Below are 21,009 nucleotides of genomic sequence, written 5' to 3' on the forward strand. Positions count from 1 at the left end.
TTGGCTAGGGTCGCCGCGTGTATTACGAGTCCCTCGGTACCGGCCGGCCGATCTTCTTCCTGCCCAGCTGGGGCGGCGACGGCGGTGAGGGCCGCGCCGTCCACGAGCCGATCTTCGAGCACCGTTCGGGCTGGCAACGGATCTACGTCGACCCGCCCGGCACCGGCAAGTCTCCCGCCGTCCCGTCGATCACCGACCAGGACGGCATGGTCTCCGCGATCGCCGACCTGATCACGTCGCTGATCGGTGCCGAACCCTTCGCGCTCGCCGGTACGTCGGCCGGCGGCCTGCACGCCCGCGGTCTCGTCAAACGCGACCCCTCGCGCGTCCTCGGGTTGTTGCTCAGAGCCCCGGGCATCGTCATCGACCGCTCCCGGCGCACGCTTCCCACCGACGAGTACCTCGGCCCGTCATCGGAGCGCGATCGCCAGCACCTGTTCTACGACAGAGCCGAAGAGCTGGCCGATCTGGCGTTCCTCGGCCGGATCCAGGGCAACGTCACGAGCTACGGGCTGCGTGAAGACGCGTCGGTGCGCTTCGAGCGGCCGACGCTGATCGTGACCGGCCGGCAGGATGTGATCGCCGGGTACGCCGACGCGTGGGCGATCCTCGACGACTACCCGCGCGCGACGTTCGCCGTACTGGACCAGGAGGATCATTTCCTGCCCGGGCGCGGCGTCGCGGCGTACCGCTCGCTGGTCGCGGACTGGCTGGACAGGGTCGAGCACCCGGACGCGTGAGGGGCGGAACGCGCGTCCGGGTGCTCGTCTTCGGGAAGGTCAGAAGTTGGGCCAGGCCCAGCCGAGGTAGCTGTTGAAGTACGGGAGCTTCGCGAGCCCGATCTTCCCGTTCACACTGGTGGCCCAGAAGTACCCGTCGCCACGGGCAACCCCGACGTGCCCGTACGGTGCGGCGAGGTCCCAGAAGACCAGTGCGCCTTTCGGCGGATTCAGGTCACCGCGGTGTGCCACGCCGCGGGCCACGGCATCGTTCCAGTCGGCCTTGGCGGAGGCCCAGATCGCGGTCTTTCCGTACGAGTTCTCCGCGGCCATCTCGCAGTACCCCTGGAAGGCGGTCGATCCGTTGCGGGCGGCGTACCAGGCGATGGCCTTGTCGGCGCGCGGGTTGCTGGTGCAGAGCGGGGCGATCAGGCCGCTGCTGCCGGTGTTGACGTAGGAGTCGGTGATGAAGCCCTTGCCGGGGATGTGGTCCCAGACGAGGCTGCGGCCGTATTTCCCGGTCACGGGTTCGCCGTAGATCTGGCAGTCGATTTCGACGGGGCCGTTCGGCTGGGTACCGACGGTGCCGAAGCTGGTCGCGTTCCCGGAGCGGATGGCGACACCTTGTGCGCTGTCGGTGACGACGGTGCCGGTGGCGGCGCCGGCGGTGAGAGTGCCGGTGCCGAGGGCGGCGGCGCCGGCGAGCAGGGTGGTGACGGCAACACGGGCGGTGATGCGCATGAGGGCGGTACGCATGGTGTGTTCCCTTTCGTGAAGTTGTACTCGCAGGGAACCAAACCGTGACCGTGTTGTCGCAGTGGGCAACAAGCTGCGGTGCGGCTGCGGTGCGGCTGGGGGCGGCTGGGGGCGGCGCCCGCGGGGCGGTCGGGCGCCGCTGTGGCGCCTCAGAAGTTCGGCTGCGCCCAGCCGAGGTAGTTGTTGAAGTACGGCAGCTTCTGCTTGCCGATCGCGCTGTTGACGCTGGTGGCCCAGAAGTTGCCGTCACCGGTGGCGACGCCGACGTGCCCGTAGGCGCTGATGTTCCAGAACACCAGCGCACCCTTCGGCGGGTTCAGGTCACCCTTGTGCGCGGCGCCGCGGTTCACCGCGTCGTTCCAGTTGGCGATGGCGGACGCGTACACGCCGGTCGTGCCGTATGCGTTCTCGACGGCCTTCTCGCAGTAGCCCTGGTACGCCGTGGAGCCGTTGCGGTTGGCGAACCAGGCGATCGCGTCGTCGGCGCGGGACTGCGGGCTGAAGGCGGTAGTCGCTGTCTGGGCGGGGGTCTGGGCGGGGGTTGTGGTGGCGGTCGCAGGAAGGGCGGCGCCTCCGAGAGCCAGCACGCCCAGGGCGGCGGTGGCGGTCAGACGCGTGAACGAACGGGAAAGGAGGGACCTCATGGTGGTTGCCTTTCGCTCTGAACTGCGATGGTCAGGGCCTGTTCTCTTGGAGAATCAGCTACTTTGTGCAGACAATCAGAGCGTGACCGGATTGTCGCAGTGGGCAACGGAACCGAATGACGGATATTTGGTATTTTGTGTAGATAAGTGACGGCGAGAGCGGAGAGTGCGCCGTGCGCCCAGCCCAGGCTCGGTACGTGATCGGAGCTCGCATGCGCGAGCTGCGCGAGGCCGCCGGGGTGCCGTTGACCCGCGCCGCCACCGACTCGGGCTGGGACAAGGGCCACCTGTCCCGCGTCGAGCGCGGCCACACCAAACCCAGCCGCGAACTCATCGAGTGGTACGACGACTCGTTCGGCGCGAACCAGGCGCTGGTCAACCAGCTGATGGAACTCGACGCCGCCGTCCGTGCCGGCCGCGACATGTCGCAACGCGACATCCGCCGGCACGTCCAACCGGTCCTGCTCGGCGGATCCGTACCGATCGACCACCACCCCGACGACCGCGCCGAGCTGGTCGGCGAGACGGTGCCGGACGGAACGCAGGTACGCCGGGAGGAGACCTTCGAGAAGACCTGGGTCCTCCGCAACAGCGGCGAGGCCTCCTGGCACGACCGCTGGCTCACCCGCCAAGGCGCCGCCGGCACCCCCGGCTGGCTCCGCTCACCCGCCCGCGAACGCGTCCCCGACGCCGAGCCGGGCGAGATCGTCACGGTCGCGATGACCCTGCAGTCCCCGTCGCAAGTAGGCGCCTCCACCGCCTACTTCAAAATCACCGACGAAGCCGGCCGCCTCTACTACCCCGGCCTGGAATCCCCGCCCCTGTACTGCACCATCTTCACCACCCACGAGCCCTAACCCCACCTGCCCCCAACTCCCAACCCCGTGACCAGGACCCGGTGCCTCTCCACCCGAAATAACCTGTTCAACCCCCCGCCCCCCAGGCTCACCCCCAACCCCCGCCACAACTACGCCCCGCCCCGGGACCCCGTTCCACTGCCGCCACCCCCGCACCGACGCCGCTCCTCCCCGCCCCGCCCGCGCTGCGCCCGCCCGCGCTGCGCCCGCCCGCGCTGCGCCCGCCCGCGCAACCCCCGCCCGCGCCCAGCCCCGGCCCGCCCGCGTTCCGCCCTCCGGAGCGCCGGCCCCTGCCTTGTCCCGGGACCGTGAACAGGAACCGGTGGCATCCCACCCGAAATAACCTGTTCAAGCCACCCGCTCCTTGGGCGCACCCCCAACCCCCGCCACAACTACGCCTCGCCTAAGGACCACCTTCCGCGCCGCGGCGGCCCCACGACGCGCGCGGTCCGCCCCTCCGGAGTACCTCGTCCTTTGCCTGGTCCCGGGACCGTGGACAGGAACCGGCGCCACCGCACCCGAAATAGCCTGTTCAAGCCACCCGGTCCTTGGGCTCACCCCCAAGCCCCGTCACAACTAGGCCCGCTTTGGACCACCTTCCGCGCCGCGGCGGCCCCACGACGCGCGCGGTCCGCGCGCTCCCGCCGCCCCGCGGTCCGCCCCTCCGGAGTACCTCGTCCTCTGCCTGGTCGTCCTCTGCCTGGTCCCGGGACCGTGAACAGGAACCGGTGGCATCCCACCCGAAATAGCGTGTTCAAGCCACCCGCCCGTTGGGTTCACCCTCGCCCGCCGCCCCGGCGCGCCTCACCCCGCCCGCGGCCGCCCTCGCCCCCGACCGGGCCGCCGCCCTCGCCCCCCGGCCGGGCCCGCGCCCTCGCTCCCGGCCCGCCTGCCGCTCCCGGTCCGCCCCGCCCTGCCCCGCCCTGCCCCGCCCTGCCCCCCGGCTCGGCTGCCGCCCTCGCCCTCGCCCCGCCGCCGCCCTCGGCCTGGCGCGGCGCCCTCGTTTGGGTGGGGTCAGCGTGGGGTGGGTGGGGGTGTCGCGTTGAGGATGCGGTCCGCGGTGGTTTGGGGTTGGTCGAGGTCGGTCCAGCTCACGCGGGTGACCTGGTATCCGCAGGCGCGGAGGCGGTCTTCGCGCCACTTCTCGGCGACGATGGCGTTCGCGTTGGCGCCGTACTTCGCTGCTCCGTCGAACTCGATGACGCCGCGGGGCCCCAGCAGGAAGTCGACTCGGGCGACGAATCGGCCGTGGTGGTCACGGATCTCGACCTGGAGGTCCGGCCGCGGTAGACCTTGGTTCGCCATCAGGACCCGGAGGCGTGACTCGCCGACCGATTCGCTGAGGCCGTCGGCGAATCGCGCCGCGGCACGTGCGGCCGGTGAACCACGCCAGTACTCGTGCCGGTCGGCGGTGGTGATGAGCGCGTCCACCGAGACGAGCTTCTGGTGGAGCGCCGCGTCTCCCAGTACGACGCCGACCTCGTACGACGAGGCGCAGGCGGTCTCGGCGATCGCGCGGGCGGGACTGGTGACCGGGATGCCGTTCACCACGGTGATCTCGCCCGGCGCGAAGTACGAGCGATGCACGGCGGCGACCGCGTCGGATCGGGTTCGGCCGCTCGCCTTGGTCACGTGCACCTTCGCGAGATCGAGGCCCCAGCTCGGCAGTCCATGCAGCAGGGCAGCGGACTGGTGGCTGACGATCACGCCCGGCCCCATCCGCGCGACCACCGCGCGGGTCTTCATCAGGTGTAGCCGTCTGGCCCTCTCCCAAGGCTCCTCTCCATCAGGCGGTGGCGTTTCCTCGACGTACACGTCGCGGGACAGGCGCGACCACTGCCCGGACCGCATTCTTCGCCGAAGCTCACTGTCGCTGTATCCGGACTCGGTCGCGTCCGCACGGCAGAACCAGCCGCCGCGGGCGCCGGCGAGCACGCTCAACTTCGGATTCATACCGACAAGATGCACTCGTCGCGAGGCTCGCCGACGGGCGAATCTTCCATCTGTGGACAGCCAGAACCCGGGGCCGACGCCTGCCTGCGGTGGCCTTGAACACGAAATAACCTGTGTCCCCCCACGCGATCCTGTCCAAGGCCCCCGCAGTACGCCGCCGCAGTACGCCGCCGCAGTACGCCGCAGCTGGAGTCGCTGCGCGGCCGGGGCTTGGTCAGTCGGCGTTGAGTTCTGCGTCGATTTCGGCGTCCAGTTCGGCTTTGCGTTTGATCCAGCGTTCGCTGAGGCCTTTGACCTCTTCGCTGATGAAGTCGATGAAGCCGAGGGAGACGCGGATCCGGCGGTGGGCGTCGGAGCCTTCGCCGGCGGCGTCGAGGACCTTGGACAGTGATTCGGACCAGCGGCGCAGCGACACGTCCTCGGTCATCATCGTCTGGTACCAGGCGTCGTCCTGGACGACGTACACATCGCGGCGGCTGCCGGGCTCGCGTTCGCGGGTCGCGAGGCGCAGCTGGAGCAGGTAGTTCACCGCGCCGGACACGGCGGCGGGGCTGGCCTGCAGCTGATCGGAGAGTTCGGCGGCGGTCATCCTGCCCGACACGCTGGACAGGATCGCGGCGAACACCCGAGCGGCCATCCGTGGCCAACCGGTCTCGGCCAGCAGGTTGCCGAACTGCTCGGTGTACCGCTTGACGGCGTCGTCGTCTCGATGTGCACTCACCGCCCCATCATCTCCTCTGGGTCGCCCGGTTACCTGACAGGTGAGAATCGTGTTAGCAAGATTCACAATCTTCTGAATGAAGTGTACGTTATGAATCATGACATCAGCCATCGTGGTCTCTGGACTGCACAAGTCGTACGGAAGTACGCACGCCCTCGACGGCCTCGACCTCGACGTCGCGACCGGTGAGGTGCACGGCTTCCTCGGCCCGAACGGTGCCGGGAAGTCCACCACCATCCGCGTCCTGCTCGGACTGCTACGGGGTGACGCCGGCGATGTCTCGCTGCTCGGCGGGGACCCGTGGCACGACGCGGCCAAGCTGCACCGGCGGCTGGCCTACGTGCCGGGTGACGTGAACCTGTGGCCGAACCTGACCGGCGGTGAGGTGATCGACCTGCTCGGCCGGCTGCGTGGCGGGCTGGACGAGAAGAAGCGCGACGAGCTGCTGCGCCGCTTCGACCTCGACCCGACCAAGAAGGGCCGGACGTACTCCAAGGGCAACCGGCAGAAGGTCGCACTGGTTGCGGCACTGGCGTCGGACGTCGAGCTGCTGATCCTGGACGAGCCGACCTCCGGCCTGGACCCGCTGATGGAGGAGGTGTTCCGGCAGTGCATCGAGGAGGAGCGCCAGCGCGACCGCACCGTGCTGCTGTCCAGCCACATCCTCTCCGAGGTCGAGGCGCTGTGTGACCGCGTCAGCATCATCCGCCGCGGCAAGGTGGTCGAGACCGGCACGCTGTCCGAACTGCGTCACCTGACGCGTACGTCGATCCACGCCGAGCTGGCGGGTGCGGTCAACGGGCTCGCACAACTGCCCGGCGTTCACGATCTCGATGTCGAGGGCAACCGGGTGCGGTGCGAGGTGGACACCGCACAGCTCGACGCAGTGATGCGACAGCTGTCCGCGAGCGGCATCAGGAGCCTGGTCGCGCAGCCGCCGACGCTGGAGGAGCTGTTCCTGCGCCACTACGAGGACGACGTACCGGCAGAACCAGAGGCGGCTGTGCGATGACTGACTTCGTCGGCACCGGGACGCTGGTGCGGCTGGCGCTGCGCCGGGACCGGATCCTGATCCCGATCTGGATCCTCGTGTTCGTGATCTCCGCGGCCGGGTCGGCCAAGGCGTCCATCGACCTGTACTCCGACCCGAAATCGCTGGCCGAGGCGGCGAAGACGTCGAACGCGTCGCCTGCGCTGGTCTCGCTGTACGGCCGGATTTTCGACGAGTCCTCGCTCGGGGAGGTCTCGCTGTTCAAGCTCACCGCGTTCGGTGCGGCACTGGTCGGCTTGCTGGCCGGGATCCTCGTGGTCCGGCACACCCGCACCGAGGAGGAGAACGGCCGACTCGAGTTGCTGAGCGCCGGAGTGCTCGGTCGGTACGCCGCTCTGGCGGCCGCACTGATCGTCTCGGCGGGGACTGTCATAGTGCTCGGCCTGGTGACCGCGCTGGCCCTGATCGGGAGCGGACTGGACACGAGAGGCTCGTTCGCCTTCGGACTGATGTGGGCCGCGGCCGGTCTGGCGTTCGCAGGCGTCGGTGCGGTGACTGCACAGGTCACCGAGAGCGCACGGGCCGCCAACGGACTCACTGCGGTCGTGCTGGGCGTGTCGTACGTACTGCGGGCCATCGGTGACTCATCCGCGGACGGGAGCACCCAGTGGGTGTCATGGCTGTCGCCAGTCGGGTGGTCGCAGCAGGTCCGTGCGTACGCGGGGGACCGGTTCGTCGTACTGCTGCTGCCGCTGGCGTTCCTCGGCGTACTGGTCGCGGCCGCGATCGCGCTCATCAGGCGGCGTGACGTCGGCGCCGGTCTGGTGCGACCGCGTCCCGGTCCGGCGCGGGCGTCGGGATCGCTTCGTTCGCCCCTGGCGCTGGCGTGGCGGTTGCACCGAGGCTCCTTGTACGGCTGGGGTTTCGCGTTCCTGTTGCTCGGTCTGCTGGTCGGGAACATCGCGAGCAACGTGGACGGGTTCGTCAGCAGCGACAGCGCCAAGGAGATGGTGCAGAAGCTGGGTGGCGTCGAGGGCATCACCGACGCGTTCCTGGCGACCGAGATGGGCATGGTGGGTCTGCTCGCGTCGGCGTTCGGCATCCAGGCCGCGCTGCGGTTGCGCTCGGAGGAGACTGCGCTCCGAGCCGAGCCGCTGCTCGCTACGGGTGTCACACGGGCGCAGTGGCTGGCCAGCCACGTGCTGATGGCACTACTAGGTACGGCCGCACTGATCCTCGTCGCCGGACTGGGTTCGGGTGTCTCGAGCGGTGCGTCACTCGGCAACATGGGTCGTCAGGTACCGCGCATGCTCGCCGCAGCCGCCGTACAACTGCCGGCGATCTGGCTCGTGACCGCACTGGTCGTCATCTTGTTCGGCATGGCCCCGAAGCTCGTCACCGGCGGCTGGGTCCTGTACGGCGTGTTCCTGCTGATCGGTCAGTTCGGGGAGATCTTCAACCTGCCGCAGTGGATGATCGACCTCAGCCCGTACGGCCACACGCCCCGGCTGCCCGGTGGTGACTTCTCCGCCGCTCCGCTCATCTGGCTGACCGCGATCGCGGCGGCGCTCACCGTCGCCGGCTTCGCGACGTTCCGGCGCCGCGACATCGGCTGACCCTGATCGCGCTGGTCTGAGGGGTCCAGCGCATCCGCCCCGCCCGGCACCTCACCGGGCGGGGTGGCTTGTCTACGATCCTGGGGTGTTGAGTGAGCAGCTGATCGAGTTCTGGACCGAGCGGCATCTGTGCGTGCTGAGCACGGTCCGTGCCGACGGGACCGTCCACGCCACGCCGGTCGGTGCCACCCTGGACGTCGAGGCAGGGCTCGTGCGGGTGATCTGCTCCGGGTCGTCGTACAAGGCCCGGGCCATTCGCAGGCTGGGCGAGGCGTCTGTGTCTGTCACGCAGGTGGACGGGCGGCGCTGGAGCAGCATCGAGGGCCGCGCCCTGGTCAGCGACGATCCAGAGCGGGTACGCGACGCCGAACGCCGCTACGCCAAGCGCTACAAGGAGCCCCGCCCCAACCCGCAGCGGGTCGTGCTCGAGATCACCATCACCAAGGTGCTCGGCAATGCCGGCTGACCCTCTGGTCGTTGTCGGGGTCGGTCCGAACGGCTGGGCCGGGCTGGCGCCCGAGGCCCAGGCGGCGGTGCAGTCCGCCGAGGTCCTGATGGGCAGCGCCCGCCAACTCGCTCTGGTCCCACCAACGCCCGGCGCCGCACGAATCATCTGGCCGTCGCCTTTGTCGGAGGCCCTGCCAGGGTTGCTGAAAGAGCATCACGACCGCCGGATCTGCGTCCTGGCGAGCGGCGACCCCACGTTCCACGGCATCGGCACGACGCTCGTGCGCCTGCTCGGCGCCGACGCCGTACGCGTCATTCCGCAGCCGTCGAGCGTGTCGCTGGCTTGTGCGCGACTCGGTTGGGCGCAGGACCAGGTGCAGGTGCTCAGCCTCGTGAGCAATCCGGTAGAGCGGCTGCATCCGCACCTCCAGCCCGGACGGCGGCTCGTTGTGCTCAGCCGGGGCGCGCAGACACCCGCCGAGGTCGCTCAGTTGTTGGTTGCGCGCGGCTACGGGGCCAGTGAGTTCACCGTCCTGGAGCAGCTCAGCGGACCCGCCGAACGCATCCGTCGCACTGCGGCAGCCGACTGGTCCCACGACGTCGACCCGCTGAACGTGATCGGCATCCAGTGCGCGCCCGGCGCTCCGGTTCTGTCCACAGTCCCTGGGCTCCCTGACGACGCCTACGAGAATGACGGTCAGCTCACGAAGCGCGAAGTACGCGCGGTCACGTTGTCCCGCCTGGCGCCGGTGCCTGGGCAACTCCTCTGGGACATCGGCGGCGGCGCGGGCAGCATCGCGATCGAGTGGTCGCGCCATCACCCGGCCTGCCGGGCCATCGCCGTCGAACGCGATCCCGCCCGGGCCGAGCGCCTGGACCGCAACGCCGCGAACCTCGGCGTACCGGTCACGACGATCGTCGGCTCGGCTCCGGCTGTCCTCACAGGACTCGAGAGGCCCGATGCGATCTTCATCGGTGGGGGAGCGACCGCCGAGGGCATGTTCGACGCCTGCTGGAGCGCCCTCCGCCCCGGCGGCCGGCTGGTCGCGAACGGCGTGACCTTGGAGACCGAGGTGCTGATCGCCCAGTGGTACAAGGCGGTTGGCGGCGACCTGGTGCGCCTCGAGGTACAGCGTGCGTCAGCCGTCGGCACCATGACCGGGTGGCGTCCCGCGATGCCTGTGACCATCTGGAGCGTGACCAAGTGACGGTGCACTTCATCGGTGCCGGGCCGGGCGCAGCCGACCTGATCACCGTGCGCGGACGCGACCTGATCGCCGTCGCGCCGGTCTGCCTGTACGCCGGTGCGCTCGTTCCGCTCGAACTCCTCGACCACTGTCCACCAGGCGCCCGCAAGGTCGACACGGCCAACCTCAACCTCGACGAGATCATCGCCGAGCTCAGCGCAGCCCACGCCGCGGGTCACGACGTCGCCCGTCTGCACTCCGGCGACCCGTCGGTCTTCAGCGCCATGGCCGAACAAATGCGCCGCCTCGACGCCCTCGAGATTCCGTACGACGTGACTCCCGGAGTCCCGGCGTACGCCGCCGCGGCCGCCACCCTCAGTCGCGAGCTGACCGTTCCCGAGGTCGGCCAGACGGTCATTCTCACGCGGATCAGCGGCAGCGCCAGCGCGATGCCACCTGGCGAAGACCTCGCGACGCTCGGCGCCGGACAGGCGACCGTCGTTCTCCACCTGGCCGTGCAGCAGATCGACCGAGTAGTGGATGAACTCGTCCCGAACTACGGTGCCGACTGCCCGGTCGCCGTGGTGGCGCACGCGTCCCGCGACAACGAACTCATCGTCCGCGGCACACTCGCCGACATCGCCGAGCAGGTGCGGGCGGCGAACATCCGCCGTACCGCTGTCATCATCGTCGGCAAGGTGCTCGGTGCGACGGCGTTCCGGGACAGCCACCTCTATTCGGTCGCCCGTCGTCGATGAGGGTCTTGTTGCTCGGTGGGACGGGGGAGGCTCGCGAGCTGGCGAAGCTCCTGGTCGCCGAGGGCATCGAGGTGCTTTCCTCGCTGGCCGGTCGGACCGCGGCCGCGGTGCATCCCGTCGGTGACGTGCGGGTCGGTGGCTTCGGGGGAGTCGACGGTCTGATCGCTTGGCTGCGTGTCCATCCTGTCGACGCTGTCGTCGACGCTACGCATCCGTTCGCTGCGCAGATGACTGCCAACGCGGCGGCCGCCGCTGCGCGGACCGGCGTACCCCTGGTGGTACTTCGGCGCGCTGGGTGGAATGCGTCGGTGGGGGACGACTGGCGTTGGGTCGACACCGCATCAGCTGCGGCTGAGTTGCTTCCGGCGCTCGGGTCGCGGGTCTTCCTCACCATCGGTCGTCAAGGGCTCGCCGATTTCGCTGACACCGGGTTGTGGACGTTGGCTCGCTGTGTGGACGCGCCTCAGCCCCTTCCGACTTGGTGCACTCTTGTCCTTGCCCGGGGGCCGTTCGCGGTGGAACACGAGCTCGCGCTGTTGCGGCGTCATCAGATCGACGTACTGGTGACGAAGGACAGCGGTGGCCCCGCGACGGCCGCCAAGCTCGCGGCGGCCAGTGAGCTGTCGCTGCCGGTCGTGGTGATCCGGCGTCCCGAGCTCCCTCGCGGGCCCGAGGTTGTCGAGTCGGTCGCGGAAGCCGCTCAGTGGGTGATGCGGTTGAGCCACTCGCCGAGTACGTGACGCTCACCGTCGGTCAACATCCGCAGCTCGGGCAACTGCGCCTGCAACGCATTAGCGGCTGAGGTAGGCCCGGCGTCTCGTGTCTTCGGGGTCTGGGCGGGCGTGGCGATCGCCGCGACGACCGCGTCGAACATCGCCTCCGCCAAGCGGGGATCCCGCCGCTCTTCCGGGGTCGCGAGCAGGGTGAGTACGGCGCCGGTGCCGGCGGCGTGGACCAGTTCGGTGGCGAGGGACTCGTCGACCTGGAGTCGTCCGGCGGCCGCGATGTTCCGGATCCGGGTGCGCAGGATCTCGAACCCGGCCTCGGCAGCGGCCGGTCGGTGGCCGGGCGTGGTCCCTGCGTACATCAACAGGAAGAGCTCGGGATTCGCCAGGCCGAACCCGATGTGCAGCTCCCATCCCGACCGCAGATCCGCGACCGGGTCGGACGTCGGATCCAGCGGCGGCTTGTCGGCGAGATACGTCGCGAAGCCGTACTCGAGGACCGCCGCGAGCAGGCCGTCCTTGTCGCCGAACAGCCGGTAGATCGTCGGCGCCTGCGTCCCGGCGGCGGCCGCGACCGATCGCGTCGAGACCGCGTCCCGCCCACCCGCCGCGAGCAGCCCCGCGGCGACCTCGACGATGTGGCCCCGCATCCGGTCCCGCGCGCTGCCGGCCTCGGGGGTGTCTTCGTCCGGCTGAGGCTGCTCCACGCGGGTAACGGTAGCGGTTGGCGCGATCTGTTTCCAGTGATAACGTAAATCTGTATTCACCGATAACAAGGAGCTGCAGATGATTGTCGTCACCGGAGCGACCGGCCGGTTCGGGCGCGCTGTCGTGGAGGGCCTCGCGAGTCGTGTCCCCGCCGAGCAGCTCGGCGTCAGCGTCCGCGACCCCGAGAGGGCCGCCGACCTGGACGCACGCGGCCTTCGGGTACGCCGGGGAGACTTCGACGACCCCGACTCGCTCGCGAACGCCTTCGAGGGCGCGCGCCAGGTGCTGATCGTCTCCGGCCCGGCCGACCCGGCGCCGCATCAGGTCGCGATCGACGCGGCCAAGACCGCCGGCGCCGAGCGCATCCTCTACACCAGCCACCAGGCGGCGAATCTCGACTCGCTCTTCATCGCCACCCGCGGTCACGCTGCGACGGAGCAGGACCTGGTGAATTCCGGCGTACCGTTCACGGCGCTGCGGAACGGGTTCTACGCGAGTACGACGGTGTTCATGCTGCGCGCCGCACTGGAGTCGGGGGAGCTGGTCCTGCCTGCGGACGGGCCGTTCTCTTGGACGGCGCACCAGGATCTGGTGGACGCGGCGGTCGTCGCGCTGACCGAGCCGGGTCGGCTGGACGGGATCACGCCGGCGCTGACCGGTCCGGAATCGCTCGATTACGCCGACGTCGCCGCGATCGCCACAGAGGTGACCGGCCGGAAGATCACCCGGGTCACGGTGCCGGACGAGGAGTGGAAGCGGATGGCCCTCTCGGCTGGGATGCCGGAGTTTGTCGCCGACCTGACGCTGGGGATCTTCGCGGCCGCCCGGCGTGGCGAGTTCGCGGTCGTCGACCCCGCACTGCCGACGCTGCTCGGCCGCCGCGCGACCCCGCTGCGCGACGTGCTCGCTGCCGAGCTGACCACCTGACGGCGGTTGGGTGCTGGCTCGATAGATTGGCGCCATGGGGAAACAGATCGCGCCGAGCATCCTGTCCGCCGACTTCGCGCGGCTGGCCGACGAGGCGACGGCCGTGTCGAACGCTGACTGGCTGCACGTCGACGTGATGGACAACCACTTCGTGCCGAACCTGACCCTCGGGATGCCGGTGGTCGAGTCGCTGGCGAAGGCGACCGACACGCCGCTCGACTGTCACCTGATGATCGAGGATCCGGACCGCTGGGCGCCGGGGTACGTCGAGGCCGGCGCGTCGAGCATCACGTTCCATGTCGAGGCCTGCAAGGCACCGATCCGGACCGCCCGGGAGATCCGGGCCAAGGGCGCCCGGGCCGCGATGGCGCTCAAGCCCGCGACCCCGATCGAGCCCTACGAGGACATGCTGTCCGAGCTCGACATGGTCCTGATCATGACCGTCGAGCCGGGTTTCGGCGGGCAGAAGTTCCTCGACGTGTGCGTCCCGAAGATCCGGCGTACCCGGGAGTTGCTCGACAAGCACGGTCTGGACCTGTGGATCGAGATCGACGGCGGGGTGTCGGCCGAGACGATCGAGCGGTGCGCCGAGGCCGGCGCCGACGTGTTCGTGGCCGGTTCGGCCGTGTACGCCGCCGACGACCCGAACGCGATGGTCGAGAAGCTCCGCGCTCTCGCCGAACAGGCCGGGAGCCGGTAACTCCTGCGCCGCCCACCGGCAGTTCCGGCGGTCCGACTACGATGAGCCGGTGACCGAGCACAAACCGGTGGAAAGCTGGTTGACGGACATGGACGGCGTCCTGGTGCACGAGGAGCGCGCCATCCCCGGAGCCGACGAGTTCATCGCCGCACTACAGGTATCGGGCAAGAAGTTCCTGGTCCTGACCAACAACTCGATCTTCACCCCGCGCGATCTCCGGGCCCGGCTGCTGGCCGCGGGCATCGACATCCCGGAGCAGTCGATCTGGACCAGCGCGCTCGCCACCGCGCAGTTCCTGGACGATCAGCGGCCGGGCGGGTCGGCGTACGTGATCGGCGAGGCGGGCCTGACCACGGCGCTGCACGAGATCGGCTACGTGCTGACCGAGCGCGACCCGGACTACGTCGTCCTCGGCGAGACCCGGACGTACTCGTTCGAGGCGATCACCAAGGCGATCCGGCTGATCACCGACGGGGCGCGGTTCATCGCGACCAACCCGGACCCGACCGGCCCCTCGCAGGAGGGTCCGCTGCCGGCGACCGGTTCGGTGGCGGCGCTGATCACGCGCGCGACCGGCGTCGCGCCGTACTTCATCGGCAAGCCCAACCCGCTGATGATGCGCAGCGCGCTGAACCGCATCGAGGCGCACTCCGAGACCACGGTGATGATCGGAGACCGCATGGACACCGACATCATCAGCGGTCTCGAAGCGGGTCTGCGGAGCGTGCTCGTGCTGTCCGGCTCCACCGGTGAGCACGAGGTCGAGCGGTTCCCGTACCGTCCGACCCGCATCGTCGCGTCGATCGCCGACGTCGTACCGCTGGTCGGCGCACTGACCTAGCGGGTGATCTAGCAGGTGAGGGTGCGGAAGCCGTAGCCCTGCGCCTTCAGGGCCTTGAGGATCGCGGGCAGTGCGGCGACTGTCTGCGTGCGGTTGCCGCCGCCGTCGTGCATCAGGATCACCGATCCGCTGTGGACGTTCTTGAGCACGCGCTGCACGACCGCCGCCGTACCGGGCTTGGTCCAGTCCCGGGAGTCGACGGTCCAGACCACCAGGTCCTTGCCCATCGCCTTCGCGCGTTGCCGGACGGTCGCGCTCACCCCGCCGTACGGCGGGCGCAGGCAGGTCGGCGTACTGCCGGTCTGGGCCCGGATCGCCTGGTCCGTCGACGTGACCTCCTTCTGGAACGCGGCCGCACCGAGCTTGCGCAGGTCTGCGTGGTCCCAGGTGTGGTTCTGCACGCTGTGGCCGGCCTCGTGGATCCGCTTGGTCAGCTCGGGATGCTTCACGACGTTCTTCCCGACCTCGAAGAACGTCGCCTTCGCGTCGAACTTCGCCAGTACGTCGAGCACCTTCGGGGTGTACTCGGCATCCGGACCGTCGTCGAAGGTCAGTACGACGTACTTCATCGGCAGCGGTGTCTTGGTGGGTGCCGCGGTCACGTGCGGTGCACCGACCGCCGGGGCCGCCGCGGCGGGCGAGGGCACGGCGGGCTTGGCCGGTGACCGCGCGGTCGTCACCACGACGGTTCCGAGCACCGCGCTCACCAGCACCATCAACGCCAGGCCGACAGCCCGGTTCCCCGCACGCGTCAAGCGAACGTCCATCTTCCCCCCAGGGCGGTGGGTGGCTCACATCCTCACAAGGCCCACGCTAGAGCACTTGTGACAGGAATTGACGTAACCGCGGCGACTCGGCGGCGCCGAAGATCCGCTCGGGTACGCCGGACTCGACCACCACTCCCTGATCCATGAACGCGACCTGGTCCGCGACCTCCCGCGCGAACCCCATCTCGTGCGTCACCACGACCATCGTCATCCCGGCCTGCGCGAGGTCCGCCATCAGCGCCAGCACGCCCTTGACCAGCTCGGGATCGAGCGCCGACGTCGCCTCGTCGAACAGCATCACCTCGGGCTTCATCGCCAACGCGCGGGCGATCGCGACCCGCTGCTGCTGGCCGCCGGACAGGTTCCCGGGCCGCGCCGAAGCCTTGTGGGCAAGGCCGACCAGCTCGAGCTGCGCGCGCGCCGCGGTCTGCGCGGCGTCGGGGTCGAGCTTCTTGATCTTGCGCAGCGGGAGCGTGATGTTGTCGAGCACGCTCTTGTGCGGGAACAGGTTGAAGTGCTGGAACACCATCCCGATCCGCCGCCGCAGTACGTCCGGATCGCCCCGCAGTACCGACTCGCCACCGAGCTTCACGTCGCCGGCATCCGGTTCGAGTAGCCGGTTGATCGCACGCAGCAACGTCGACTTGCCGGAACCCGACGGACCGATCACGCACGCGGTCTGCCCGGCCGGTACGGCGAGGTCCACGCCGCGCAGGACCGTGTTGGTGCCGAAGGCGAGCTCGACTCCGGCGACTTCGAGACTGGCTGCCTCGACGGTTTGCATGGTCTCAGCGGTTGGCATGCGCGAGTTCCTCCAGTTCCACGTCGTCGGTCTCGGCGGGGCGTCCTTCGCGGAGCCGCTTGTCGAAGTGGTTCACGAGGTGTGTCAGCGGGACGGTGATCACGAGGTAGAAGATGCCGGCGAGCAGCAAGGGGGAGAGGTTGCCGTTCGTCGCGGCCGCGTCCTGGCCGATCCGGAACAGTTCGCGCTGGCTCGCCAGCAGGCCGAGGAAGTAGACCAGGCTGGACTCCTTCACGAGCGCGATGAACTGGTTCACGAGCGCGGGCAGCACCCGCCGTACCCCTTGCGGGATCACCACCAGCCGCATGCCGCTGGTGTAGCTGAACCCGAGCGCGCGGGCGGCCTCGAGCTGCCCTTTCTCCACACTCTGGATCCCGGAACGAAAGATCTCGCCGATGTACGCCGCGGCGATCAGGGACAGCGCGAGAATGCCGAGCGGGTACGGGTTCGGGCCCCACCAGTGCCGGGTGATCGGGGACAGGCCCTGACCGATCAGCAGGATGGTCAGGATCGCGGGCAGACCGCGGAAGATGTCGGTGTAGATCTTCGCCGGCCACCGCAGCCACGGCTTCGCGGACAGGGCGAGGACCGCCACGATCATGCCGAGCACAGTGCCCAGCACGACCGAGGCGGCCGCCAGGATCAGAGTGTTGACCAGCCCGACCTTCAGCATCTCGGGCAGGACTTCCTTCATCGACCCCCAGTCGAGGAAGGTGTCACTCAGAGTGGACCAGATGTCCATCAGGCTTTGGGCGTCGCGAACTTCGCCGACCCACTGCCCGGCTTGAAGTTCGCGGGTACGGCGCGACCCGGGTAGTACTGCTCCACCAGCTTGGTCCAGGTGCCGTCCGCGATGACCTCGTCGAGCGCCTTGTTCACAGCCTCGCGGAGCTTGTCGTTGCTCTTCGCCACCGCGAACGCCATCGGCGCGTCACTCAGCTCCTTCGCGGCCAGGATCACCGTGCCGCCGCCCTGCTCCTTCGCCATCTTCTCGCCGATCTCGGCCGGCGACACCCACGCGTCCGCCGTACCGGCCTTCAGCTGACCGAGCGCGGCGTTGTAGTTCGGTACCCGCACCGGGTTCAGGTTCTTCTGGGTCGCGTAGTCGTCCTGGACGGTGCCCTGCACGACCACGACCCGCTTGCCGGACAGCTGGTCGAACGTCGTGATGCCCGAGTCCTTCGTCGTGTTCAGACCGAGGTACCCGAAGTCGTACCCGTTGCTGAATGCAACCGTCTTCTTCCGCGCCTCGGTGACCGTGATCGACGAGCTGCCCAGGTCGAACTGGCCGCCGTTCACCTGCGAGAGCAGCGCCGAGAAGTCCGTGCCGACGAACTCCGGCTTCAGGTTCAGCTTCGCCGCGACCGCGGTGATCAGGTCGTTGTCGAATCCGGTGAACTTGCCGTCCTTCACGTACACGTTCGGCGGCGCGTCGGTCAGCGTCCCGATCCGCAGCGTGCCCGCCTTGATCAGCCCCAGATCCGGCCCGTCCGCGGCCTTCCCGTCATCGCTGCCACAAGCAACCATCGCCCCCAGCAGGCCGATCGCCCCGACAATCCCCACAACCCGCCGCACAGCGCCGAACCCGCGCACCACAGTTCTCCTCACACACTCAAACCCGCAGGCCGATCGGCCCGCACGCGGCAACAACACCACCCCGCGACCGTGAATTCCTTCGCCGACAAACCGTGAGACGGCGCCGAATGTCCACTCGGCTTGTGCTATATCACCGCTCACTCGATGCCCCAGGCAACATCCGGGCGTGACGCGTCTCACCCGTGAGCGCGTCGCCCGCCGTACCCGAAGGGACTGGGGAGCCCAATGCACCTGAAACGACCAGCAGGAGTCCCCGGTCCGATATCAGGTGTGGTGCTGTTCGTAGTGGGACAGGGCATCTGCGGTTCTGCCGGTGCCGTAGGCCAGGAGGAAGTCGGCGATGGCCGGGGACTCGGTGGCAGCGGCCGCGGCGGCTCGCTGGATCTCATCGGCAGAGGCGATGTCGCGGAGCAGGTCCTGGAGCTGTCGTACGACGACTCGCGCGGGGAGCGGGGCGGCGGGATCCTGGTGGACGCCTGTCGGCCAGGCGGCGTTGGGTGCGTCCGTGGTCAGGCCGATCGGGTTGGCGAACGGCATCGGCGGTGCCGGGGATGTCGTGGCGGGCTCCGCCGGGTTGCCCGATGCGCGGCGGAGCCGGGTCGTGGTGGCGTCGGTGACCGCGACCGTGATGGCGCCGGTGACCGCGCCCGTGACGGCGCGGATCCGGTCCAACTCGGCCGGGATGTCCGCAGGCTCGATCTCGCCGGCGATGGCCAGGTCGGCGAGCTGCGAGACCGCGCGTAACCGGGCCACCACGGCCGGGTTCCCGATCTTCACCCGTTGCGCGCTCATCAGCTGGGACAGCATCGGTGCCGACAGGCCGATCACCTGCGCGAGGGCGCTCTGGGTCAGCCCCAGTGGCGGCGCGACGCGGCGGCCGACGTCGCCCAGTGTCTCGCCGTACAGCTCGATCTGCTGTTGCAGGTTGTGTGCTGTCTGGTCCATCGCGGTGCTCCCTCCGACCATCGATCATTCGCGACCGATGCAAATCATCTTCGCAGTTGCGAACGTGAAATTCCAGTCCAGCCTCAGCGTGACGCCGAGTTGACATTTGCGATTGCAAACTGAGAGTGTTTGCGGCAGCGAATCTTACTGGAGGAACGATGACGGCTCTGCACAGCCACCGCCGCCCCGCGGTGTGGGCACTCCTCGCCATCACACTGGTCGGCGTCCTGTCCGGACTCACGACCGGGACCGCGGCGGCCGACCCCGACCCGGCAGGCACCGGGAAGCTGGTCATGGTGCTGGACTCGTCCGGCTCGATGAAGGAACCGGCCGGCGACGGCAAGACCAAGATCGTCGCGGCCCGGACGGCGCTCACCCAGGTGGTGGGCAAGCTCCCGGAGAACGCGCAGGTCGGTCTGCGGGTCTACGGCGCGACCGTGTTCAAGCGCAGCCAGCCGGGCGCCTGCACCGACACCCAGCTGACCGTCCCGATCGGCACCGGTAACCGGCCGCAGCTGCTGTCGGCGATCTCGAAGTACAAGCCCTTCGGTGAGACCCCGATCGGGTACGCGTTGCAGCAGGCCGCGAAGGACCTCGGTCCCAGTGGCCAGCGAACGATCGTGCTGGTGTCGGACGGAGAGGCCACGTGTTCGCCGGATCCGTGCGTGGTGGCCAAGGAGATCGCCAAGCAGGGCATCGACCTGAAGATCGATGTCGTCGGGTTCCGGGTGCAGGGCAAAGCGCGGACGGACCTGCAGTGCATCGCCCGCGAAGGGCGCGGGGACTACTACGACGCGGATTCGACGATCGATCTGGAGGAGGGGCTTGGCCGGCTGTCGACCCGCGCCTTCCGCCCGTTCCGGATCTCCGGGGAACCGGTCGAGGGGACCGCGGCGCCGGAGGCCGCTCCGGTGGTCGCCCCGGGTCTCTACTCGGACAAGTTCGACCTGCTCGACCAGCCCAAGCACTACCTGATCAAGCGGACGATCACCGGCTCGACGGTGCGGACCGGGCTGAGCTTCCGGCGGCCGGCCGGTGCCAAGAGCGCGGTCATCCAGACCGAGCTGCGGCTGAAGACCCTCGACGGGAAGGACTGCGGCTTCAGCTACCCCCGGGTCCAGGAGGGCGACCAGGGATTCGCGACCGGCACGGCGTCGAGCTGGCAGAAGTTCGACAAGGTGACCACCACCTGCGCGGACGCCGACCAGCTGCTGCTGACCGTTGACCCTGGCAAGGACTTCCGGGAGATCAAGGACGTCCCGTTCGAACTGCGCGTCGACGAGGAGCCGCCGGTCGACTCGACGACGAGCCTGCCGGCCGGAGCGGACGACCCGACGTGGGCCGCGATGCCGGTGACGAACCCGCGCGAGATCGTGCCGGGCTCGAGCTTCCCCGACGCGCCGCTGCTGCAGCCGGGGACGTACAAGACCACGCTGATGCCGGGTGAGCTGCAGATTTACAAGATCAAGGCCGACTGGGGCCAGCGCATCCAGGCACAGGCGACGGTGCCGCAGCTGTCCCAGGCGCTGGGGCGGATCGTGGACCTGCGCTACCTGGACACCGCAATCATGTCCCCGACCGGCGAGGAGGCGTTCGCGGTCTTCCCCAAGAACGTGCCGGGCGGTCCGGGCGGCAAGCGGGGCGTGCTGACCGGACGGGGAGTCACTCAGGCGATCACCACGAAGGAGATCCGCTACCTGAATCGTGACGGTGCCAACAACTCCGACACCGGTACGTCGACGCCCGGCGTGTACTACATCATCGTCTCGATGACCCGGCAGGCCGACGACACGGCGTTCACGGTCCCGATGACGCTGACCGTCGGCGTCCCGGGGACGGCCGGCGCCGGCAAGCCGCAGTACGTCGACGGTGCCGCGCCGGTGTCGGGCGACTCGGTGACGCCGACCGCGAGCGAGACTCCGGCTCCGAGCGAGACGCCTACGGAGCCCGGTTCCGGTGACAAGACGCAGGCAGGCGGTCCGGTCAAGGAGAGGGCCGAGACCGATGACGGTGCTCCGGTCGGGCTGATCGCCGGGCTCGGTGGCGGTGCGCTCCTCCTCGTGCTGGTCGGAGCCTTCGCCGTACTGCGCCTGCGGAAGAAGCCGGCCGTCGCGCAGCCGTGGCAGCAGCACCCGCAGCAGGGTCCGCCGCAGTACCCGCACCAGGGTCCGCATCAAGGCCCGCATCAAGGCCCCGGCCAGGGCGGCCCGCAACCGCCGCGGTGACCGCGGCGGAGACAGACCGGTAGCGGGGGGGGGGGGGGCCCCCCCCGCGGGGGGGGGGCCCCCCCCCCCCCCCGGCCGGCCCCCCCCCCCCCCCGCCCCCCCCCCCGCCCCCCGCGGGGGGGGG

Annotated in this window: 22 protein-coding genes; 12 read left to right on the plus strand and 10 right to left on the minus strand. The window is 69.5% G+C overall.

Annotated elements, in window-relative coordinates:
* Positions 1–17: 17 nt before the first annotated feature.
* Positions 18–740 (plus strand): alpha/beta fold hydrolase, encoded by a 723-nt coding sequence (locus ACFYRH_RS30065; protein WP_387782367.1) that lies wholly within the window; start codon positions 18–20, stop codon positions 738–740.
* A 39-nt stretch (positions 741–779) separates the two neighbouring features.
* Here the strand turns inward: ACFYRH_RS30065 and ACFYRH_RS30070 are convergent, their stop codons facing one another.
* Both ACFYRH_RS30070 and ACFYRH_RS30075 read right to left on the minus strand, forming a co-directional pair.
* On the minus strand, positions 780–1,475 hold the full coding sequence (locus tag ACFYRH_RS30070) for a CHAP domain-containing protein (RefSeq protein WP_387782369.1): 696 nt from the start codon (positions 1,473–1,475) through the stop codon (positions 780–782).
* A 149-nt stretch (positions 1,476–1,624) separates the two neighbouring features.
* Positions 1,625–2,119: a CHAP domain-containing protein gene (locus ACFYRH_RS30075; protein ID WP_387782371.1), complete on the minus strand. Its 495-nt coding sequence runs from the start codon at positions 2,117–2,119 to the stop codon at positions 1,625–1,627.
* Between the two features lie 197 nt (positions 2,120–2,316).
* Between ACFYRH_RS30075 and ACFYRH_RS30080 the strand changes: the two genes are divergently transcribed.
* Entirely contained in the window at positions 2,317–2,976 is a 660-nt protein-coding gene (locus ACFYRH_RS30080) for an NBR1-Ig-like domain-containing protein (protein WP_387782373.1), read from the plus strand.
* A gap of 1,014 nt (positions 2,977–3,990) precedes the next feature.
* Here ACFYRH_RS30080 and ACFYRH_RS30085 read toward each other — a convergent pair.
* Positions 3,991–4,929, minus strand: coding sequence for a type IV toxin-antitoxin system AbiEi family antitoxin domain-containing protein (locus ACFYRH_RS30085; protein ID WP_387782375.1), 939 nt, complete (start codon positions 4,927–4,929; stop codon positions 3,991–3,993).
* 214 nt (positions 4,930–5,143) lie between these two features.
* Entirely contained in the window at positions 5,144–5,650 is a 507-nt protein-coding gene (locus ACFYRH_RS30090; RefSeq protein WP_387782377.1) for a GbsR/MarR family transcriptional regulator, read from the minus strand.
* A gap of 97 nt (positions 5,651–5,747) precedes the next feature.
* On the opposite strand from ACFYRH_RS30090, the gene ACFYRH_RS30095 reads away from it, so the two are divergent.
* The 6 genes from ACFYRH_RS30095 (at position 5,748) to ACFYRH_RS30120 (ending at position 11,389) form a co-directional block, all read left to right on the plus strand.
* On the plus strand, positions 5,748–6,662 hold the full coding sequence (locus ACFYRH_RS30095; protein WP_387782379.1) for an ATP-binding cassette domain-containing protein: 915 nt from the start codon (positions 5,748–5,750) through the stop codon (positions 6,660–6,662).
* On the plus strand, positions 6,659–8,257 hold the full coding sequence (locus tag ACFYRH_RS30100) for an ABC transporter permease (protein ID WP_387782381.1): 1,599 nt from the start codon (positions 6,659–6,661) through the stop codon (positions 8,255–8,257). Before ACFYRH_RS30095 ends, ACFYRH_RS30100 begins: the two co-directional genes overlap by 4 nt.
* Positions 8,258–8,342: 85 nt before the next feature.
* Positions 8,343–8,723: a pyridoxamine 5'-phosphate oxidase family protein gene (locus ACFYRH_RS30105; RefSeq protein ID WP_387782383.1), complete on the plus strand. Its 381-nt coding sequence runs from the start codon at positions 8,343–8,345 to the stop codon at positions 8,721–8,723.
* Positions 8,713–9,912: a precorrin-6y C5,15-methyltransferase (decarboxylating) subunit CbiE gene (gene cbiE / locus ACFYRH_RS30110; RefSeq protein ID WP_387782385.1), complete on the plus strand. Its 1,200-nt coding sequence runs from the start codon at positions 8,713–8,715 to the stop codon at positions 9,910–9,912. Before ACFYRH_RS30105 ends, cbiE begins: the two co-directional genes overlap by 11 nt.
* Positions 9,909–10,649, plus strand: coding sequence for a precorrin-4 C(11)-methyltransferase (cobM, locus tag ACFYRH_RS30115; protein WP_387782387.1), 741 nt, complete (start codon positions 9,909–9,911; stop codon positions 10,647–10,649). Before cbiE ends, cobM begins: the two co-directional genes overlap by 4 nt.
* Positions 10,646–11,389 (plus strand): cobalt-precorrin-6A reductase, encoded by a 744-nt coding sequence (locus ACFYRH_RS30120; protein ID WP_387782389.1) that lies wholly within the window; start codon positions 10,646–10,648, stop codon positions 11,387–11,389. Before cobM ends, ACFYRH_RS30120 begins: the two co-directional genes overlap by 4 nt.
* Here ACFYRH_RS30120 and ACFYRH_RS30125 read toward each other — a convergent pair.
* Positions 11,350–12,081, minus strand: coding sequence for a TetR/AcrR family transcriptional regulator (locus tag ACFYRH_RS30125; protein WP_387782391.1), 732 nt, complete (start codon positions 12,079–12,081; stop codon positions 11,350–11,352). The two genes, ACFYRH_RS30120 and ACFYRH_RS30125, sit on opposite strands and share 40 nt — an antisense overlap.
* Before the next feature lie 79 nt (positions 12,082–12,160).
* Here ACFYRH_RS30125 and ACFYRH_RS30130 point away from each other — a divergent pair, with 79 nt between their 5' ends.
* The 3 genes from ACFYRH_RS30130 to ACFYRH_RS30140 all read left to right on the plus strand — a co-directional run bounded on the left by ACFYRH_RS30130 (position 12,161) and on the right by ACFYRH_RS30140 (position 14,550).
* Positions 12,161–13,009, plus strand: a complete 849-nt coding sequence (locus ACFYRH_RS30130; protein WP_387782393.1) for an SDR family oxidoreductase — start codon at positions 12,161–12,163, stop codon at positions 13,007–13,009.
* Between the two features lie 34 nt (positions 13,010–13,043).
* Positions 13,044–13,709 (plus strand): ribulose-phosphate 3-epimerase, encoded by a 666-nt coding sequence (gene rpe / locus ACFYRH_RS30135; protein WP_387782395.1) that lies wholly within the window; start codon positions 13,044–13,046, stop codon positions 13,707–13,709.
* Positions 13,710–13,797: 88 nt separating this feature from the next.
* The gene (locus tag ACFYRH_RS30140; RefSeq protein WP_387782554.1) at positions 13,798–14,550 is read left to right on the plus strand and encodes an HAD-IIA family hydrolase; all 753 of its coding nucleotides are present in this window, start codon (positions 13,798–13,800) and stop codon (positions 14,548–14,550) included.
* Between the two features lie 8 nt (positions 14,551–14,558).
* Here ACFYRH_RS30140 and ACFYRH_RS30145 read toward each other — a convergent pair whose 3' ends face one another.
* From ACFYRH_RS30145 to ACFYRH_RS30165, 5 genes are all read right to left on the minus strand, one after another.
* Complete coding sequence (locus ACFYRH_RS30145; RefSeq protein WP_387782397.1) at positions 14,559–15,317, minus strand: polysaccharide deacetylase family protein; 759 nt, start codon at positions 15,315–15,317, stop codon at positions 14,559–14,561.
* A 46-nt stretch (positions 15,318–15,363) separates the two neighbouring features.
* Positions 15,364–16,119, minus strand: coding sequence for an amino acid ABC transporter ATP-binding protein (locus ACFYRH_RS30150; RefSeq protein WP_387782399.1), 756 nt, complete (start codon positions 16,117–16,119; stop codon positions 15,364–15,366).
* Positions 16,106–16,813, minus strand: a complete 708-nt coding sequence (locus ACFYRH_RS30155) for an amino acid ABC transporter permease (RefSeq protein ID WP_387782401.1) — start codon at positions 16,811–16,813, stop codon at positions 16,106–16,108. Before ACFYRH_RS30155 ends, ACFYRH_RS30150 begins: the two co-directional genes overlap by 14 nt.
* Positions 16,814–16,860: 47 nt before the next feature.
* Positions 16,861–17,727, minus strand: a complete 867-nt coding sequence (locus ACFYRH_RS30160; protein ID WP_387782403.1) for a substrate-binding periplasmic protein — start codon at positions 17,725–17,727, stop codon at positions 16,861–16,863.
* A gap of 252 nt (positions 17,728–17,979) precedes the next feature.
* Complete coding sequence (locus tag ACFYRH_RS30165) at positions 17,980–18,660, minus strand: DNA-binding protein (RefSeq protein ID WP_387782405.1); 681 nt, start codon at positions 18,658–18,660, stop codon at positions 17,980–17,982.
* A 158-nt stretch (positions 18,661–18,818) separates the two neighbouring features.
* Between ACFYRH_RS30165 and ACFYRH_RS30170 the strand changes: the two genes are divergently transcribed.
* Positions 18,819–20,885 (plus strand): VWA domain-containing protein, encoded by a 2,067-nt coding sequence (locus tag ACFYRH_RS30170; RefSeq protein WP_387782407.1) that lies wholly within the window; start codon positions 18,819–18,821, stop codon positions 20,883–20,885.
* The last annotated feature ends 124 nt before the right edge of the window (positions 20,886–21,009 follow it).

It is taken from the genome of Kribbella sp. NPDC004875 (genome assembly GCF_042873375.1).
GTDB lineage: Bacteria > Actinomycetota > Actinomycetes > Propionibacteriales > Kribbellaceae > Kribbella.